At 70.6% G+C, this 17,455-nt stretch carries 16 protein-coding genes; 1 reads left to right on the top strand and 15 read right to left on the bottom strand.

Translation table 11 applies throughout. The features are described from left to right. Nucleotides 1-31 precede the first annotated feature (31 nt). From gmk to ACTJJZ_RS06270, 10 genes are all read right to left on the bottom strand, one after another. A complete protein-coding gene (gmk, locus tag ACTJJZ_RS06225; protein WP_440720306.1) occupies nucleotides 32-946 on the bottom strand; it encodes a guanylate kinase in 915 nt (304 codons plus the stop codon). Then, on the bottom strand, nucleotides 939-1,811 hold the full coding sequence (gene pyrF, locus ACTJJZ_RS06230) for an orotidine-5'-phosphate decarboxylase (RefSeq protein WP_440720307.1): 873 nt from the start codon (nucleotides 1,809-1,811) through the stop codon (nucleotides 939-941). Before pyrF ends, gmk begins: the two co-directional genes overlap by 8 nt. Next, nucleotides 1,808-5,095 carry a carbamoyl-phosphate synthase large subunit gene (carB, locus tag ACTJJZ_RS06235; protein ID WP_440720308.1) on the bottom strand — a complete coding sequence of 1,096 codons (3,288 nt, stop codon included), beginning with the start codon at nucleotides 5,093-5,095 and terminating at the stop codon, nucleotides 1,808-1,810. Before carB ends, pyrF begins: the two co-directional genes overlap by 4 nt. After that, entirely contained in the window at nucleotides 5,095-6,273 is a 1,179-nt protein-coding gene (carA, locus tag ACTJJZ_RS06240) for a glutamine-hydrolyzing carbamoyl-phosphate synthase small subunit (RefSeq protein WP_440720309.1), read from the bottom strand. Before carA ends, carB begins: the two co-directional genes overlap by 1 nt. Beyond that, on the bottom strand, nucleotides 6,270-6,791 hold the full coding sequence (locus tag ACTJJZ_RS06245; protein ID WP_440720310.1) for a PH-like domain-containing protein: 522 nt from the start codon (nucleotides 6,789-6,791) through the stop codon (nucleotides 6,270-6,272). Before ACTJJZ_RS06245 ends, carA begins: the two co-directional genes overlap by 4 nt. Continuing rightward, nucleotides 6,788-8,089, bottom strand: a complete 1,302-nt coding sequence (locus tag ACTJJZ_RS06250; protein WP_440720311.1) for a dihydroorotase — start codon at nucleotides 8,087-8,089, stop codon at nucleotides 6,788-6,790. The genes ACTJJZ_RS06245 and ACTJJZ_RS06250 overlap by 4 nt, the downstream gene beginning before the upstream one ends. Continuing rightward, entirely contained in the window at nucleotides 8,086-9,057 is a 972-nt protein-coding gene (locus tag ACTJJZ_RS06255; protein WP_440720312.1) for an aspartate carbamoyltransferase catalytic subunit, read from the bottom strand. The genes ACTJJZ_RS06250 and ACTJJZ_RS06255 overlap by 4 nt, the downstream gene beginning before the upstream one ends. Then, nucleotides 9,054-9,611, bottom strand: a complete 558-nt coding sequence (pyrR, locus tag ACTJJZ_RS06260) for a bifunctional pyr operon transcriptional regulator/uracil phosphoribosyltransferase PyrR (protein ID WP_440720313.1) — start codon at nucleotides 9,609-9,611, stop codon at nucleotides 9,054-9,056. The genes ACTJJZ_RS06255 and pyrR overlap by 4 nt, the downstream gene beginning before the upstream one ends. A 78-nt stretch (nucleotides 9,612-9,689) precedes the next feature. Then, nucleotides 9,690-10,070, bottom strand: coding sequence for a type II toxin-antitoxin system VapC family toxin (locus ACTJJZ_RS06265; RefSeq protein WP_440720314.1), 381 nt, complete (start codon nucleotides 10,068-10,070; stop codon nucleotides 9,690-9,692). Next, the gene (locus ACTJJZ_RS06270) at nucleotides 10,067-10,324 is read right to left on the bottom strand and encodes a hypothetical protein (RefSeq protein WP_440720315.1); all 258 of its coding nucleotides are present in this window, start codon (nucleotides 10,322-10,324) and stop codon (nucleotides 10,067-10,069) included. The genes ACTJJZ_RS06265 and ACTJJZ_RS06270 overlap by 4 nt, the downstream gene beginning before the upstream one ends. Before the next feature lie 284 nt (nucleotides 10,325-10,608). Between ACTJJZ_RS06270 and ACTJJZ_RS06275 the strand changes: the two genes are divergently transcribed. Beyond that, on the top strand, nucleotides 10,609-11,133 hold the full coding sequence (locus ACTJJZ_RS06275; protein ID WP_440720316.1) for a phosphotransferase family protein: 525 nt from the start codon (nucleotides 10,609-10,611) through the stop codon (nucleotides 11,131-11,133). A gap of 24 nt (nucleotides 11,134-11,157) precedes the next feature. Here ACTJJZ_RS06275 and ACTJJZ_RS06280 read toward each other — a convergent pair whose 3' ends face one another. The 5 genes from ACTJJZ_RS06280 to aroQ all read right to left on the bottom strand — a co-directional run bounded on the left by ACTJJZ_RS06280 (nucleotide 11,158) and on the right by aroQ (nucleotide 17,444). Beyond that, nucleotides 11,158-12,735 (bottom strand): Rieske 2Fe-2S domain-containing protein, encoded by a 1,578-nt coding sequence (locus ACTJJZ_RS06280; RefSeq protein ID WP_440720317.1) that lies wholly within the window; start codon nucleotides 12,733-12,735, stop codon nucleotides 11,158-11,160. A 91-nt stretch (nucleotides 12,736-12,826) separates the two neighbouring features. After that, on the bottom strand, nucleotides 12,827-15,796 hold the full coding sequence (locus ACTJJZ_RS06285; protein WP_440720318.1) for a DEAD/DEAH box helicase: 2,970 nt from the start codon (nucleotides 15,794-15,796) through the stop codon (nucleotides 12,827-12,829). Nucleotides 15,797-15,906: 110 nt separating this feature from the next. Next, nucleotides 15,907-16,317 carry a transcription antitermination factor NusB gene (gene nusB / locus ACTJJZ_RS06290; RefSeq protein WP_440720319.1) on the bottom strand — a complete coding sequence of 137 codons (411 nt, stop codon included), beginning with the start codon at nucleotides 16,315-16,317 and terminating at the stop codon, nucleotides 15,907-15,909. A gap of 3 nt (nucleotides 16,318-16,320) precedes the next feature. Beyond that, nucleotides 16,321-16,884, bottom strand: coding sequence for an elongation factor P (gene efp / locus ACTJJZ_RS06295; protein ID WP_440720320.1), 564 nt, complete (start codon nucleotides 16,882-16,884; stop codon nucleotides 16,321-16,323). 101 nt (nucleotides 16,885-16,985) lie between these two features. Next, nucleotides 16,986-17,444, bottom strand: coding sequence for a type II 3-dehydroquinate dehydratase (gene aroQ / locus ACTJJZ_RS06300; RefSeq protein WP_440720321.1), 459 nt, complete (start codon nucleotides 17,442-17,444; stop codon nucleotides 16,986-16,988). Between the last annotated feature and the right edge of the window lie 11 nt (nucleotides 17,445-17,455).

Below are 17,455 nucleotides of genomic sequence, written 5' to 3' on the forward strand. Positions count from 1 at the left end.
CTGCTGAGCTCGTCGAAGCTCGCCAGAACGATCAGCGCGCAGAGTCTGAGGTCAATTCTACGACCTCTCGGGCGGCGGTGGCGACGTCCTGGTTCACCACGCGGTAATCGAACTCCCCCTGGGAGGCGAGTTCCACCTTCGCGGTGCGCAGGCGGCGGGCCCGCTCCTCGGCGTCCTCGGTGCCGCGGCCCACCAGCCGCTGCACGAGCTCGTCCCAGGACGGCGGCAGCAGGAACACCAGCGTGGCGGACGGATCCGCGGCGCGCACCTGGCGCGCTCCCTGCAGGTCGATCTCCAGCAGCACCGTCCTGCCCTCGGCCAGCGCGCGCTCGATCGGCCTCCGCGGCGTCCCGTACCGGAACTTGTTGTGCACGGTGGCGTGCTCGAGCAGCTCGTCCTCGGCGATCATGCGGTCGAACTCGGCGTCGTCGACGAAGAAGTAGTGCACGCCGTCCTGCTCCCCCGGGCGCGGCGCGCGAGTGGTCGCGGACACGGACAGGTGGATCTGCGGGTGATGCGCGCGGATGTGCGCGGCGACCGTGCCCTTGCCGACCGCCGTGGGACCGGCGAGGACGAGCAGCCTGCTGCGACCCGCCCGCGGCGCGGGGAGCGGGAAGCGCGCGTCCAGCCACGTGCGCAGTGCCTGGCTCTGCCGCACGCCGAGGCCGCCCAGACGCTTGACCGGGGAGATCTGCAGCTCGGCGAGGATCCGGTCCCGCTTGCCCGCGCCGATCGCGGGAAGTGCGGTCAGGAAGTCCGGCACGCGCAGGGAGCCGGCCGTGGAGTCGGCATCGGCCAGCGCCGCCTCGAGCACGTCCTGCGGGGCGACCACGCGCATGCTCAGGTCGCGTTTGAGCGAGGCCCTCGCACGGCGGCGTTCGACCGCACGGCGCGCCGCGGCGGCACGATCGACCTCGGGGACCGCGCGCTTCGCCGGTTCAACCACCCATGACCTCCTGGTAGCGCGCGGCGCGCTCGTCGATCGTCGCTGCGATCCGGTCCGGACCCGCGGACAGGATGCTCCGGCTCTCGGAAGCCAGGACGTTACCTGCCAGCGTACCGAATCTGGTGCGCAGATCCTCCGGAGTCGCGCCCTGCGCCCCGAATCCGGGCGCGAGCAGCGGCACCGTCCGCAGCGTGTCGTCGTCGAGGGCGAATCCGGCGCGGTCGATCGTCGCGCCGACGACCAGCCCGACCGAGCCCAGTGCCCCGGCGTTCGCATCCAGCGCGGTCACGTCGCGGGTCACGCGCAGCGCGACCGTCTCCCCTGCCTCCGCGGCGCCGGCCCGCTGCACGAGATCCTGTTGCACGAGGGCCTGCTGCAGTGACGCACCCTCGGGGTTGCTCGTCGCCGCGAGCACGAACACGCCCTTGCCCGCGGGCAGCGCGCGGGTGATCGCCTCGGCGAGCGACCCGCCGCCGAGGTAGGGGCTGACGGTCAGCGCGTCCGACTCGAGCGGCGCGCCCGGTTCCAGCCAGGCCTGCGCGTAGCCGGTCATCGTGGTGCCGATGTCGCCGCGCTTGGCGTCAGCGACCACGAGCAGCCCGGCCGCGCGGGCCGCCGCGATCACGTCCTCGAGCGCCGCGAACCCGCGGGATCCGAAGCGCTCGAAGAACGACACCTGGGGCTTCACGATCCCGGCCCGCCCCGCAGCCGCGTCGACGACCGTCAGGCCGAACGAGCGCACGCCGTCCGCGGTCTGCGGCAGACCCCAGGCGTCCAGCAGCGCCTGGTGCGGATCGATGCCCACGCACAGCGGTCCGCGCGCATCCAGCGCCGCGCGGAGCCGCTCCCCGAACGAGGCGGTCACACCCGTTCCGCCCTGTCCTGCGCGTACTCCTGCAGGCTTCGCACGGCGAAGCCCCTGTCCGCCGCGTCCATCCCGCTCACCGCGGCGCCGAGCGTCGCGATCGTGGTGAACAGGGCCTTGTCCGCGGCGACCGCGGCGGCCCGGATCTCGTAACCGTCGGCGCGCGCCGCACCGCCCGAGGGCGTGTTCACGATGATGTCGATCTCGCCGCGGTCGATCAGGTCGACGATGTTCGTCTCGCCGTTGTCCTGCGTCTCGCTGTACTTCTCCACGACCGTCACCGGGATGCCGTTGCGGGAGAGGATCTCGGCCGTGCCGACGGTCGCGACGACCGTGAAGCCGAGCTGGTGCAGCCGGTGCGCGGGCAGGATCACGGCGCGCTTGTCGGCGTCCGCGACCGAGATGAACACGGTGCCGGACGTCGGCGTGCCGCCGTAGGCCGCGGCCTGGCTCTTCGCGAACGCGGTCGGGAAGTCGCGGTCGATGCCCATGACCTCGCCGGTGGAGCGCATCTCCGGCCCGAGCACGGAGTCGACGATCCGGCCGTCGGCGGTGCGGAACCGCTTGAAGGGCAGCACGGCCTCCTTGACCGAGACCGGCGAGTCGAGCGGCACGCGGGATCCGTCCACGGGCGGGAGCAGGCCCTCGTCCTTGAGCTGGGCGATGGTCGACCCGGACAGGATCCGGCTCGCGGCCTTCGCCAGCGGGATGCCGAGCGCCTTCGACACGAACGGCACCGTGCGGCTCGCCCGGGGGTTCGCCTCGATCACGTAGAGCACGCCGGCGCTGATCGCGAACTGCACGTTCAACAGGCCACGCACGCCCACGCCCTCGGCGATCGCGAGGGTCGCCTCGCGCACCCGATCGATGTCGGTGCGCCCGAGCGACACCGGGGGCAGGGTGCAGCTCGAGTCGCCGGAGTGGATGCCGGCCTCCTCGAGGTGCTCCATGACGCCGCCGACGTACAGCTCCTCGCCGTCGTACAGCGCGTCCACGTCGATCTCGATCGCGTCGTCGAGGAAGCGGTCCACGAGCAGCGGCTTGCCCTCCTCGATGATCACCTCGCCCGCGGTGCGCACGAAGTAGTCCCGCAGCGCCGGGGTGTCGTAGACGATCTCCATGCCGCGGCCGCCGAGCACGAAGCTCGGGCGCACGAGCACCGGGTAGCCGATCTCCTCCGCGATCGCGACCGCGCCGTCCACGTCGATCGCCGTGCCGTTGCGCGGCGCGACCAGGCCGGCGGCATCGAGCAGCCGGGAGAACAGCTCGCGCTCCTCGGCCAGGTCGATCGCCTCGGGGCTCGTGCCGAGCACCGTGTAGCCGGCGGCCTCGATGCCCTTGGCGAGGCCCAGCGGCGTCTGCCCGCCGAGCTGGCAGACGACGCCGAGGATCTCGCCGGACTGCGCCTCGGCGTGCAGCACCTCGAGCACGTCCTCGAGCGTGAGCGGCTCGAAGTACAGCCGGTCGCTCGTGTCGTAGTCGGTGGACACCGTCTCCGGGTTGCAATTGACCATGACGGTCTCGAAGCCCGCGTCCGAGAGCGCGAACGACGCGTGCACGCAGGAGTAGTCGAACTCGACGCCCTGCCCGATGCGGTTCGGGCCGGATCCGATGATCACGACCTTGGTCCGGTCGCTGGGCTGCACCTCGGTCTCGCTGTCGTAGCTCGAGTAGTGGTACGGCGTGAGCGCCGGGAACTCGCCTGCGCAGGTGTCCACGGTCTTGTAGACCGGGCGGATCCCGAGCCCGTGCCGGACTCCGCGCACCTCGGCCTCGGTGAATCCGCGCAGCTCGGCGAACTGGGCGTCGGAGAACCCGTGGTCCTTGCCGAGCCGGATCGTGTCGGCGTCGAGCTCGGCCGCGGTGCGGATCTGCTCCGCCACCTCGTTGATGAGCACCATCTGGTCGAGGAACCACGGGTCGATCGCGGTCGCGTCGAAGGCCTGCTCGACCGTGGCGCCCTTGCGGAGCGCCTGCTGCACGGTCACGATGCGCCCGTCGGTCGGAGTCTTCGAGATCGCCAGCAGCTCCTCCACGGTGCGCGGCTCGTCGCCCCAGTGGAACGAGGATCCGCGCTTCTCGAGCGAACGGAGCGCCTTCTGCAGCGCCGTCGTGTAGTTGCGGCCGATCGCCATCGCCTCGCCGACCGACTTCATGGTCGTGGTGAGCGTCGCGTCGGCGGCGGGGAACTTCTCGAACGCGAACCGCGGCGCCTTGACCACGACGTAGTCGAGCGTGGGCTCGAAGCTCGCCGGGGTGACTCCGGTGATGTCGTTCGGGATCTCGTCCAGGCGGTAGCCGAGGGCGAGCTTCGCGGCGAGCTTGGCGATCGGGAAGCCGGTCGCCTTCGACGCCAGCGCCGACGAGCGCGAGACGCGCGGGTTCATCTCGATGACGATGATCCGGCCGTTCTCGGGGTCCACCGCGAACTGGATGTTGCAGCCGCCGGTGTCCACGCCGACCGCGCGGATGATGTCGATCCCGATGTCGCGCAGCTTCTGGTATTCGCGGTCGGTGAGGGTGAGCGCCGGGGCGACCGTGATCGAGTCGCCGGTGTGCACGCCGACCGGGTCGACGTTCTCGATCGAGCAGACCACGACCGTGTTGTCGGCGGTGTCGCGCATGAGCTCGAGCTCGTACTCCTTCCAGCCGAGGATCGACTCCTCCAGGAGCACCTCGGTGGTGGGCGAGTCGTGCAGGCCTGCCCCGCCGATGCGGCGCAGATCCGCCTCGTCGTACGCGAAGCCGGATCCGAGCCCGCCCATCGTGAAGGAGGGGCGGACGACCAGGGGGTAGCCGAGCTTCTCGGCGCCGGCCAGCAGTTCGTCCATCGTGTGGCAGATCACCGACGCGGCGACGTCGGCGCCCGCGTCGAGCACGAGCTGCTTGAAGATCTGCCGGTCCTCGCCCTTGCGGATGGCTTCGACCTTGGCGCCGATGAGCTCGACGCCGTACTTGTCCAGGATGCCGCGCTCGTGCAGCGCCATGGCGGCGTTCAGCGCCGTCTGGCCGCCCAGGGTCGGCAGGATCGCGTCCGGCTTCTCCTTGGCGATGATCGTCTCGATGACCTCGGGGGTGATCGGCTCGATGTACGTCGCGTCCGCGAAGTCGGGGTCGGTCATGATCGTGGCCGGGTTGGAGTTCACCAGGATGACCCGGACGCCCTCCTCGCGGAGCACGCGGCAGGCCTGGGTGCCGGAATAATCGAACTCGCAGGCCTGACCGATGACGATCGGGCCGGATCCGATGACGAGGACGGAGTTGATGTCGTCGCGCTTGGGCATTACTTCTGGTTCTCCTGAGTCGGTCCCTGAGCTTGTCGAAGGGCGAGGTGGGCGACGACGACGTCGCGGAAACGGTCGAAGAGGTAGTTGGCGTCGTGCGGACCGGCGGCGGCCTCGGGGTGGTACTGCACCGAGAACGCCGGGATGTCGAGCGCGCGCAGGCCCTCGACCACCTGGTCGTTGAGACCGACGTGGCTGACCTCGACCTGGCCGTATCCGTTGGGGCTGTCGAAGGATCCCTCGATCGGCGCCTCGACCGCGAAGCCGTGGTTGTGCGCGGTGATCTCGACCCGGCCGGTGGCCTTGTCCAGCACCGGCTGGTTGATGCCGCGGTGACCGAAGGTGAGCTTGTAGGTGCCGAGGCCGAGTGCGCGGCCGAACAGCTGGTTTCCGAAGCAGATGCCGAAGTAGGGCAGGCCGGCGTCGAGCACCTCGCGGAGCACGGCGACCTGCGCGTCCGACGCGGAGGGGTCGCCGGGGCCGTTCGAGTAGAACACGGCGACCGGGTCGATCGCGGCGATGTCGGTGAACGTGGAGGACTGCGGCAGCACGTGCACGTCGAACCCGCGGGCGGCGAGGTTGTCGAGTGTCGACTGCTTGACCCCGAGGTCGAGCACGGCCAGGTTGCCAATCCGCTCCCCCGTCGCGGGCGTGACCTCGGCGGCGGCGACCGAGACCTGCGCGGACAGGTTCTGCCCGGCCATCTCGGGGGCCTCGGTGACGCGGCGCAGCTGCTCCTCGGCGTCCAGCGCGGCGTCGGCCCCGGAGAAGATGCCGCCGCGCATGGATCCTCCCGAGCGGATGTGCCGGGTGATCGCGCGGGTGTCGATCCCGCTGATCCCGACGATGCCGTCGCGCACGAGCGTGTCGTCGAGCGAGCTGGTCGCGCGCCAGTTCGACACGACGCGCGAGGGGTCGCGCACGATGTAGCCGGCGACCCAGATGCGGCGGGACTCCGGGTCCTCGTCGTTCATGCCGGTGTTGCCGATGTGCGGCGCGGTCTGCAGCACGATCTGGCCGGCGTAGGACGGATCGGTGAGGGTCTCCTGGTAACCGGACATGCCGGTGGCGAAGACGACCTCGCCGAGAGTGGTGCCGCGGGCGCCGTACGCCCGTCCGGTGTGGCGGGTGCCGTCCTCGAGGACGAGCACGGCGGGTTCGTGGGCGGAGGAGGTCATGCGGATGCTCCAGTCTCGGAATCAGCGCAGAGGCGCTGCAGGTCGGTGAGCGCGGCGCCTGCGGCATCGGTGTTGCCCAGGTCGCCGGTGATGCGGAGGTAGCTGTCCACGACGGTGCCGTCGTCGGTGCGCCAGGCCAGGCGGATGAGGCCGCCGGGCTCGACGACGCGGTCGATCGTGACGGTGGCGCGGTCCGCCGCGATCAGGCGCGAGGAGGCCAGGAACACCGTCGGCGAGCCGTCCAGGCTGAGCGCGGCGCCGCGGTCCGTGATGGTCAGCTCGCCTCGGGCGCGGTACACGAGCGGCCGGACGGCGAGACGCTCCAGGGAATGGTCGTGCTTCGTCGTCGCGACGTACAGGGTGTCGTAGCGGGTGAGGACCTCGGCGTGCTCCGGCACGCCGAGCGGGGCGACGAGGCCGGAGTCCCGGCGCAGCCGTGCGCGCCAGGCGAGCACGCCGGCGAGGATCAGGAACACCGCCACGACGAGGACGATGGCTCCGGCGATCTGCTGGCTCATGCGCTGAGCTCCGCGAGCTCGCCGTCTTCGAGCGTGACGTAGCCGCGGTGCACGGTCCAGAGGACCTTGCCGGGCAGCTCCCGCCCGAGGTACGGCGAGTTGGCGCTCTGCCCGTGCAGGTCGGCCTCGGCGAACACGCCCTGCGCGTCGGCGTCGTACAGGGTGAACTCCGCCGGCTGCCCCGCGGCGATCGGCGTGCCGTGTCCGGCGAGGGATCCGATCCGTGCGGGGTTGGCGCTCATGACGCGGGCGACGTCGTCCCAGCCGAGCAGCCCGGTCTGCACCATGCTCTGGTGAACGACGCGCAGCGCGCTCTCCAGGCCGACCATGCCGTTCGCGGCGGCCTGCCACTCGCAGGCCTTCGCCTCGCTGGGATGCGGCGCGTGGTCGGTCGCGACGATGTCGATCGTGCCGTCGGCGAGGCCCTCGCGCACCGCGAGGACGTCCTCCTGGGTGCGCAGCGGGGGGTTGACCTTGAACCGCGCGTCGTAGCCGCGGGCGAGCTCGTCGGTCAGCAGCAGGTGGTGCGGCGTGACCTCGGCGGTCACCCGCACACCGCGCTTCTTGGCCCAGCGGATCAGCTCGACCGAGCCCGCGGTGGACAGGTGGCAGACGTGCAGGCGGGATCCGACGTGCTCGGCGAGCAGGATGTCGCGCGCGATGATCGACTCCTCGGCGACCGCGGGCCAGCCCGTGAGTCCGAGTTCGGCCGAGACCGAGCCCTCGTTCAGCTGGGCGCCCTCGGTGAGGCGCGGATCCTGTGCGTGCTGCGCGATGACGCCGTCGAACGCCTTCACGTACTCGAGCGCGCGGCGCATGATGAGCGGGTCCCACACGCAGAAGCCGTCGTCGCTGAAGACGCGCACCTGCGCCCGGGAGGAGGCCATGGCGCCGAGCTCGGCGAGCCGCTCGCCCTTCTGCCCGACCGTGACCGCGCCGATGGGCTGGACCGTGGCGTAGCCGGCGGCCTCGCCGAGCGCGAGCTCCTGCTCGACCACGCCGGCGGAGTCCGCGACGGGCGAGGTGTTCGGCATCGCGAACACGGCCGTGAACCCGCCTGCGGCCGCGGCGCGGGTGCCGGACAGCACGGTCTCGCTGGCCTCGTATCCGGGTTCGCGCAGGTGCGTGTGCAGGTCGACGAGGCCGGGCAGCGCGACCAGGCCGTCCGCGTCGATGACGCGAGCGCCGGTGCGGCCGATGCCGGATCCGACCTCGGCGATGACGCCGTCGCGGACCAGGATGTCCGCGGAATCGGCGCCGAGGACCCTGGCGCCTCGGATGAGCAGGCTCTCGGTCATCGGTCTCCTCGATTCATGTCGTCGTCCGTCCGGTCCCCGGTCAGCAGCAGGTACAGCGCCGCCATGCGCACCGAGACGCCGTTCGCGACCTGCTCGAGCACGGTGGAGCGGGCGGAGTCGGCGGCCTCGGAGGAGATCTCCAGGCCGCGGTTCATGGGGCCGGGGTGCATCACGATCGTATCGTCGGGCAGGCGCCGCAACCGCGCCGCGTCCAGCCCCCAGCGCCGGGTGTACTCGCGCTCGCTCGGGAAGAACGCGGCGTGCATGCGCTCCAGCTGGATGCGCAGCATCATCACGGCGTCCGGCTCCTCCGCGAGGGCGTCGTCGAGGTCGTACAGCACGCGCACCGGCCACGCGCTCACGTCCTGCGGGATCAGGGTCGGCGGCGTGACCAGGATCACGTCCGCGCCGAGGGAGGCCAGCAGCCATACGTTGGAGCGGGCGACCCGGGAGTGCAGCACGTCGCCGACGATCACGACGCGGAGCCCGGTGAGGTCGCGCCCGCGGCTGTCGCCGCCGAAGCGGCGCTTGCGGATCGTGTAGGCGTCGAGCAGCGCCTGGGTGGGGTGCTCGTGCGTGCCGTCGCCGGCGTTCACGACGCCGGCGGAGATCCAGCCGCTGGTCGCCAGGGTGCGCGGGGCGCCCGAGGCCGGATGGCGGACGACGACCGCGTCGGCGCCGATCGCCTCGAGCGTCTGCGCGGTGTCCTTCAGGCTCTCGCCCTTCGAGACGCTCGATCCCTTGGCCGCGAAGTTGATGACGTCGGCAGAGAGCCGCTTGGCGGCGGCCTCGAACGAGATCCTGGTGCGGGTGGAGTCCTCGAAGAACAGGTTCACCACGGTCTTGCCGCGCAGCGTCGGCAGCTTCTTGACCTCGCGGGACTGGGTGTCCGCCATGTCCTCGGCGACGTCGAGGATCCGCAGCGCGTCCTCCCGGGCGAGGGTGCGGGTGTCGAGCAGGTGCCTCATGCGCCGCCCCCTTCGACCGCGACGCCGCCTTCGATCGAGACGACGTCCTCGCCGTCGTCCTCGCGCAGGTGCACGTTCACGCGCTCCTGGCGGGAGGAGGGGATGTTCTTGCCGACGAAGTCGGGGCGGATCGGCAGCTCGCGGTGACCGCGGTCGACGAGGATCGCGAGCCGCACCGCGGACGGGCGCCCGATGGACTGCAGCGCGTCGAGTGCGGCCCGGATGCTGCGGCCGGAGAACAGCACGTCGTCGACGAGGACGACGGTCTTGCCGTCGATGCCCGCCGCCGGGATGTCGGTGCGATGCGGGGACCGGGTCGGGTGCTTGGCCAGATCGTCGCGGAACAGCGTCACGTCGAGGGATCCGACCGGGACCGCGGTCTGCGCGATCTCGCTGATCAGCAGGCCCAGGCGCTGCGCGAGCGGGACGCCGCGGGTGGGGATGCCCAGGAGGACCAGATCCTCTGCGCCTCGGTTGGATTCGAGGATCTCGTGGGCGATGCGCGTCAAAGCGCGCCTGATGTCGGCTTCCTGCAGCACGATGCGTGCGCTCATCCGCCGGCTCCCTTCTCCGCCTCACGGGACGGTGTTAAAGGTTGCTTCTGAGGTATCGCTTCAGTCTACCGGGTGTGCTCAGGCGCCGACGACGGCGACGCCGTATTCGCGGGCGGCGTCGGCCAGGCGCCGGTCGAATGTCGCCAAGGTTGCGCCGCGCTCGATCGCGGTCGACAGGACATAGGCATCGGGGAGCTTCAACCGTGTCTCGGCGCAAAGCCTCGCCACACGCACGGGCTCATCAAGAAGCGACAAGTGTCGTTCCACACCCAACCGGGCGACGTCCCGCATCGCCTCATCCTCGCGGCCCTCGCGCACGGGCCACACCAGCGTCTCCGCCAACGTCACCGAGTGCAAGACCAGATCCTCTTCGGTGTCGAGGATGTCCAACGACTGATCCGCGTGAGCGTGGTCGGGGGTCCAGAACGCGATGATCACAGTCGCATCGAGGACGATCACTCCGGCCAGTCCCTCCGGAGTTCTTCAAGGTAGCCAGGCGGGTAGGCGTATTTCCCACGGGTCTCTTCCAGTACCTTCCGACGTTCGGCGCGCCTTGCAGCGCGCTTCGCCGCAAGTGTTTCGCTCCCCGCCTCCGCGAGCCGCGCGACGAGTTCGGACCGAGACGCACCCGGCCATTCCTTGGCCGCCAATTCGAGCCCCGCGGCGAGCTCGGGCGTCTGCGTCACCTGGATCCGCGGCAGTGTCGTCGCCATGGAACGAGTGTACCGCTTATCGTTCACGTGGTACAGCAGGGAATCGGCCGCGGACCACGACGCGCGCGCTCCTCCGGAGCTCGCATCCCCGCCCCACGCGTCCGAGGCAAAGCTCGCTTCGTCCGGTCCGGCGGAAGTGCGACCATGTCGGGATGCGACATGGATACACCAATCGAACCGATCGCGAACCGGTCGGCGTCCGGAAGATCTATGAGGGCCCGGGCGCTGCGCGTCGGCAAGCCGCGGAGCTCCGCGCGTTGGTGGGCCTCGTCGGCTACTTCCCCGTGCCGCAACTCATCACCGAGGATGCGACCTCTCTCACCACGGCGTTCGTCGACGGAGAGCACGGTCAGGACCTGATCGAGGCCGGAAACGCCGCTGACGTGCTGACGGAGTGCGGCAGGGTGCTGCACCGACTTCACACGCTGGACCCGCGCCTGATCGACGCATCCGCGGCGACGAACCAGACGATACGACATGGTGATTTCGGGCCGAACAACATCCTCTTCGATTCGGGCGGGCTCACCGCCGTCGCGGTCCTCGACTGGGAGTTCAGCGGGATCGGCGACCCGATCGCCGATATCGCATGGTGCGAGTGGATCGTGCGCATGCATCACCCCGACGCCGTGCACCACCTGGACCGGTTCTTCGATGCCTACGGGCGCCGGCCGCCGTGGGCGGACCGACAGCAGGAGATGCTGCGCCGATGTCATTGGCTCGAGCAGTTCGCCCGCTCCGCGCTCCCCGATGGCGGCGGCGCGAGGGAATGGCGACGCCGCCGTCGGATCGTCAGCGCCTGGACCGAATAGCGCCGTCCCGCCTAGTTGCCTGGGTCAGGAGGCTTCGCTGAGGGCTGCCTCTGTGACCGGGTCGAGCTGCTTCGCACGGATCGGGTGACCGCTCGTGGACAGGCAGCGACCGGTGTTCAGATCCCACTTCCAGTCGTGCATGCTACACGTGAGCACGCCGTCCTCGTCGACCTTGCCGGTCTTGGTGAGGTCGGCCCGGAGGTGCGGGCAGCGACGCTGCACGACCCAGTCGCCGACGACCGCGTCCTCGGTCTGGTCGGTCTGCTCCTGGTACCAGTTCTCGACGTACTCGATGCGGTCGGTCGAGAGGCACTTCAGGAACGTCGTGAGGAACTCGTTGAACTTGCCGCTGCGGCCCACGCTGAACTGCATGGACAGGAAGATCGAGTTCGACCAGTCGATCTCGTGGTCGCGGATGTTCGTGGAGACCAGGTCGGCGGGGATCGTGTACCAGTAGATGCACTCCTCCCCCGCGTACTCGCGGACCTTCGCGCGCGGGAAGTCGACCACCATGTCGAGCTCGCCGATCCGGAAGCGCACGTTGCCGCCGACGCCGAGCCGGATCGTGCGGGACTTCTTCAGCAGCGGCTCCCACCACTCCTTGAGCGCCTGCAGGATCTCGTCGGCGGGCAGTACAGGGGCGCGGCGGGCCTCCTCGTCGCGCAGCTCCTGCTGCCGGCTCGCGCGCTGCTCCTCGAGGTACTCCCACTTCTCGTCGAAGATGTGGTCGATCTCGGCCTGGGTGTAGAGCGACTGGCTCACCAGCAGTTCGCCGTGGTTCACCTGGACGACCGTGCCGGGGATGAACAGCTGCCCGTCGTACTGCGGCGCCTCCTGCTTCAGCCGGGCGAGGAACTGCCTCTGGTCGGTGAAGATCGCGTCGCCCTCGCGGCCCTCGCCGTTGTAGCGGAACAGCTCGTCGCGCAGGAACATCGGCGGACCGGCCATCGGGAAGACGTGCGGAGCGTCGACCTTCTCGATGTAGTACATCGCGCGCTTGTGCTGCGCCTCGCGCTTGAGCTGGGCGAAGTTCTGCTTGGCGTCCTGCGGCAGGTCGTAGACCATGGGCCACCAGATCGCGCCGGACACCTGGGTGAAGTAGACGTCGGGCTTGCCGAACGCGAGCAGCTTCTCGAGGTCGAGCGGGTGCGAGTCGTTCTGGTTCAGCACCGAGGCGGTGCCGTCGTCCACGCTCAGCGAGGAGTCGCCGACCGGACCGTCGCTGGGCGCTCGGAGCGGCGTGATCATGATCTTGAGCTCGCCGCGCTCGATCACCTGCCCGGCGGGGGCATAGGTGATGTTCTCGTAGCCGAGCGCGCGGAGATCCTGCTCGAGTTCGTCCGTGACGTACTCCGGCAGCAGCACCTCGATCGTCTTCGGGATGTACCTCTCCAGCAGGCGCGCATCGAAGTGGTCGCGGTGCCGATGCGAGATGTAGAGGAAGTCGGCTTCGCGTCCGAAACGCTCCCAGTCCAGGCCGCGGTTGTCGGGGAACGGGAACCAGGATCCGAAGAACGACGGTCCGAGAACCGGGTCGCAGATGATCGAGCCGCCCTTCGTCTCGATGAACATCCCGGCGTGACCGAGTCCCGTGATCCGCATGCGTCTTCCTCCCGTGTGGACCCGTCGATTCTACCGGGGCCGCCCTGGACGGGCCCGGAGCGCGCCCGTGCATGCCCGGAACACCGTGCGTTCAGCCGAGCAGCTCGCGGATGTCGTCGGCCGTGAGCGACTGGGCGAACAGGTCCTCGTCGTCGAGCACGGCCGAGGCGAGCCTCGCCTTGCGCTGCTGCAGGGCGAGGACCTTCTCCTCGATCGTGTCGGCCGCGATCATCCGATACACGAACACGCGGTTCTGCTGCCCGATGCGGTGCGCGCGGTCCGCCGCCTGGGCCTCGGCGGCGGGGTTCCACCACGGGTCGAGCAGGAACACGTAGTCGGCCTCGGTGAGCGTGAGGCCCGTGCCGCCGGCCTTCAGGCTGAGCAGGAACGCGTCCTGGTCGCCGTCCCGGAAGCTCTGCACGACCTCGTCGCGCCGTCGGGTGGATCCGTCCAGGTAGGAGACGTTCAGGCCCGCGCGTTCCAGGCGTTCCGCGGCGAGGCCGAGGAACGACGTGAACTGGCTGAACACGAGCGCGCGGTGCCCCTCCGCGCGCAGCTCCACGATCCGCTCGACGAGCTCCTCGAGCTTGCGCGACGCGATGTCCGCGTCGTCCGGATCGATGAGCCCCGGCGACAGGCTGAGCATGCGCAGCATGGTCAGCGAGCGGAACACGATGAAGCGGTTGCGGTCCAGCTCCGGCAGCAGACCGAGGATCTTCTGCCGCTCACGCTGCAGCACCGTGTCGTAGCGCAGCCGATGCGTGGGGCCGAGCTCGATCCGAAGCACCTGCTCCTGCCGGTCCGGAAGCTCGGGCGCGACGAGCTCCTTGGTGCGGCGGATCAGGAACGGGCGGATCCGCCGGCGCAGCAGCTCGATCCGCCCCCGCCGGTACGGCGCCCCCTCGGCGTTCTCCGGGACCTTGCCCTGCTCGATCGGCTGGATGAAGTCCTCGCGGAACCGGCGGGCCGAGGGGAACAGCCCCGGTGAGGTGAGGCTGAGGATCGCCCAGAGCTCGGCGAGGCCGTTCTCCAGCGGCGTCCCGGTCGCCGCGTACACCGCCCCCGCGTCGAGCGCGGCGACCGCCTGATGCTGCCTGGTGGCCGGATTCTTCACCTGCTGGGCCTCGTCCAGGATCACCGCCGACCATGGGTGGGCTGCGAACTCGTCGGCGTCCAGCCGCAGCACCGTGTAGGAGGTGAGCACGACGTCAGCGCCGAGGCTGTGCGCGTCCAGCGCGACGCCGTGCGCGTCCCTGGTGCGGTCGGCGACGACGACCCGCAGGCCCGGCGCGAACCGCTCCGCCTCGCGCTGCCACACCGGCAGGACCGAGGTGGGCGCGACCACGAGCCAGGGCGGGCGGGCGTCCCCGGCGGTACCGTGCTGCGCCGGCTCGCCGTCCCGGGCGTGCACGATGAGCGCGAGCAGCTGGAGGGTCTTGCCGAGTCCCATGTCGTCCGCGAGGATCGCGCCGAGCCGGTGCCGCCAGAGGCGGGCGAGCCGGGTGAGTCCCTCGCGCTGATAGGGGCGCAGCTCGGCTGTGACCCCGGCGGGGACCGGAACCGGATCGGCCGCAGGATCCGCCCGCAGTTCCTCGACGGCGGCGCGCCAGGTCTGCGCCGGGACCGCCTCGTCGGCGAGATCCTCGAAGTCCTCCCAGAGCGTGAGGTGCGTGCGCGGGAGACGTGGCGCGGTGTCCCACTCCGCGAGGTCGGCGGCCTCGTCGAGCAGCTCCTTGAGCCGGTCGAACGCCGGGTGCTTCAGCGAGAACCAGGTGTCGTCGACGAGCTTGAGCTTGCCCTGCCGCAGAGCCAGCGCGCGGAAGAGCGGCTCGAACGGGATGCTACGCCCCTCGATCCGGACGATCACCCCGAGGTCGAACCAGTCCGGGTCCGTGCTCTCCACCAGGTTCACCGTGATCTGCGGCTCTCCAGTGAGCTCCTGATAGCTGCGCGGCGTGCCGGTGACCTCGATCGCGATCCCGTGCTCTTCCAGCGTCGGGACCCGGTGCGACACGAACTCCGCGGCGTCCGCGTCGCGGAACTCGCCGGTGAGCGCGATCGGCAGCCCGGTGACCTCGGTCCACGCCGCGAGCACGGCGGGACGGCGCTCTGCCTCCACGGCGGCGTCGCGCATCACGGCGGCGGCCGGCTGATCGTCCAGGGGGAAGCGCGCGTAGCCCGGATAGTCCCAGAGCAGCCGATAGCCGACCACGTCCGCCGGCCGGTACTCCACGACCAGGAGCGGACGCGGCTGCGGCGGATCAGGGAGCCGGACGCCGTCGCCGGCGCGGACCTCCGCCCCGCGCAGCAGCAGCGGATATCCCTCGCGGAAGAAGGCGTCGCGGTCGACCGGCGCGACCGGCAGCCCCGCAGGCGCGGCGAGCAGCGCGCGCACCGCGTCGGACAGCACGGCCGGGCCGAGCACCAGATCGATCCGTGGCCCGATCACCCGGTGCGCGTAGAGGCCTCCGCGGCCGATCGGGTGCACCTCGGCCGCCGGGAAGGACTCGGCCAGGGCCTCGGCCTCCGCGGTGAGCAGCAGGCCGCCGCCGTCCGTGACGGCGACGCCGACGACGGCGCGGATCTGCTCCGCCCAGCGCAGCCGCGTGCTGCGCTCGGTGGCGACGAGCGGGATGCCGTGCTCGGTGGCGCTGCGGAGGTGCGGCCACAGCAGCGGCGACGCGACCGGATCCAGCAGCAGCCAGTCCCCCGCGGTGCCGGACAGCAGCGACTCTCGCGAGATGCTCAGCAGATCGGCGAACCAGCGCGAGTGCGCCGCGGCGAAACGAGGTCCGGGCCGGCGCACCGCGTCCCAGCTCGCATCGCCCTGGATCCAGCTGCTGGCCGCCTCGTTGCGCATGAGCGGCCGGACGGCCAGGAACAGCTCGCCCGGATCCTTGACGAGATCCCTCGCACTCGCCGTGCGCAGCGGCCGATTCGCCCAATGCCGCGCATCGGCCCGATCGCGCCGCCGGAGCTCCACGCCGAGCGCGAGCGGAGCCCCGCTCGACGTCGTGCCCGGCAGCAGTACCCGCCAGTCATCGGTGTCCGCAGAGCTCATGATCCCCCATCCTCCCGCAGGCCGCCGACACCCGCCCTGCCCTGGAGGCGGCGCGCGTCCGGCCGTTGCCTTCGCCGAGCTCAGGGGCCGGGCCGCGCCGGGATGGCGGCTCAGGCCGTGCGGGCCACCCGCGCCAGGACGCCGTGCACGAACGCACCGGAGTCGTCGGTCGAGAACTCCTTCGCGAGCTCCACGGCCTCGTCGATCGCGACGGCGGTGGGCACCTCGTCGTTGTGCAGGATCTCCCACACGCCGATGCGCAGCAGCGCACGGTCGACGGCCGGCATCCGGTCGAGCTTCCAGTCCCGGCTGTGCGTGGTGATCTGCTCGTCGATGTCCTCGCGATGATCGAGGATGCCGTCGACGATCTCGCGCGCGTACAGCCAGGATCCCTCGCGAGCGGGCTCGGAGGCCGCGCGCTTGGCCTCGGCCGCGAGCGTCACGGCGAGGTCGTCGCCGCGCACGTCCGCGGAGAACAGGATGTCGAGGGCGCGCTTGCGCGCCTTGGTCCGGGCGCCCACGCGTCAGTCGTTGATGCGGCCGAGGTAGCCGCCCGTGCGGGTGTCGACCTTGACCTTGGTGCCGGTCTCCAGGAACAGCGGCACCTGGATCTCGTAGCCGGTCTCGAGGGTGGCGGGCTTGGTGCCGGCCGAGGAGCGGTCGCCCTGCAGGCCGGGCTCGGTGTAGGTCACCTCGAGGACCACGGAGGCGGGGAGCTCGATGTACAGCGGGTTGCCGTTGTTCAGCGCGATCTGCACCTGCTGGTTCTCGAGCATGAAGTTCTTCGCGTCGCCCACGGTCGCGGCGGGGACGTTGATCTGGTCGTAGTCCTCCTGGTCCATGAAGACGAAGTTGTCGCCGTCGGTGTACAGGTAGGTGAAGTCGCGGCGGTCGACGTTCTCGATGTCGATCTTGGCGCCGGCGTTGTAGGTGCGGTCCACGACCTTGCCGCTGACGACGTTCTTCAGCTTCGTGCGGACGAACGCTCCGCCCTTGCCGGGCTTGACGTGCTGGAACTCGATGACGTTCCAGAGCTGTCCGTCGATCGAGAGGACGACGCCGTTCTTGATGTCTGCAGTGGATGCCATGGGTCTGAGAAGTCCGTTCCTGAAGAGTCGCGGCCGATCGGCCGACATGCAAGTCTACCGGTTCGCCCCGATCGGCCCTGTGACGCCCTGCACGGAGCGCTTCAGCCGTCCGCCTGGCCCTGCAGCACGGCGATAAGGCGCCGCGTCGCGGTCGCGTAGCCCTGGACGCCCTCGCCGACGACGTGCACAGCGGCGACATCCGTCAGGTACGAGTGATGCCGGAACGCCTCCCTGGCGTAGACGTCCGAGATGTGCACCTCGGCGAACGGCAGCGCGACGCCGGTGAGCGCATCGCGCAGCGCCACCGACGTGTGCGTGTACGCGCCGGCGTTGATCACGATCCCGCCGCAGTCCTCACGGGCGTCGTGGATCGCGTCGAGGAGCACGCCCTCGTGGTTGCTCTGCACCGCGCGGACCTCGTAGCCGTACGCGGCGGCGGCATCGGCCGTGATCCGCTCGACATCGGCGAGCGTGGCCGATCCGTAGATCCCCGGCTCGCGCTTCCCGAGCAGGTTGAGGTTCGGCCCGTTGACGAGCAGGAGCCGGCGCGGGGTGGTCATGTCGCTCACGG

It is taken from the genome of Microbacterium sp. 22242 (assembly GCF_052045495.1).
GTDB lineage: Bacteria > Actinomycetota > Actinomycetes > Actinomycetales > Microbacteriaceae > Microbacterium.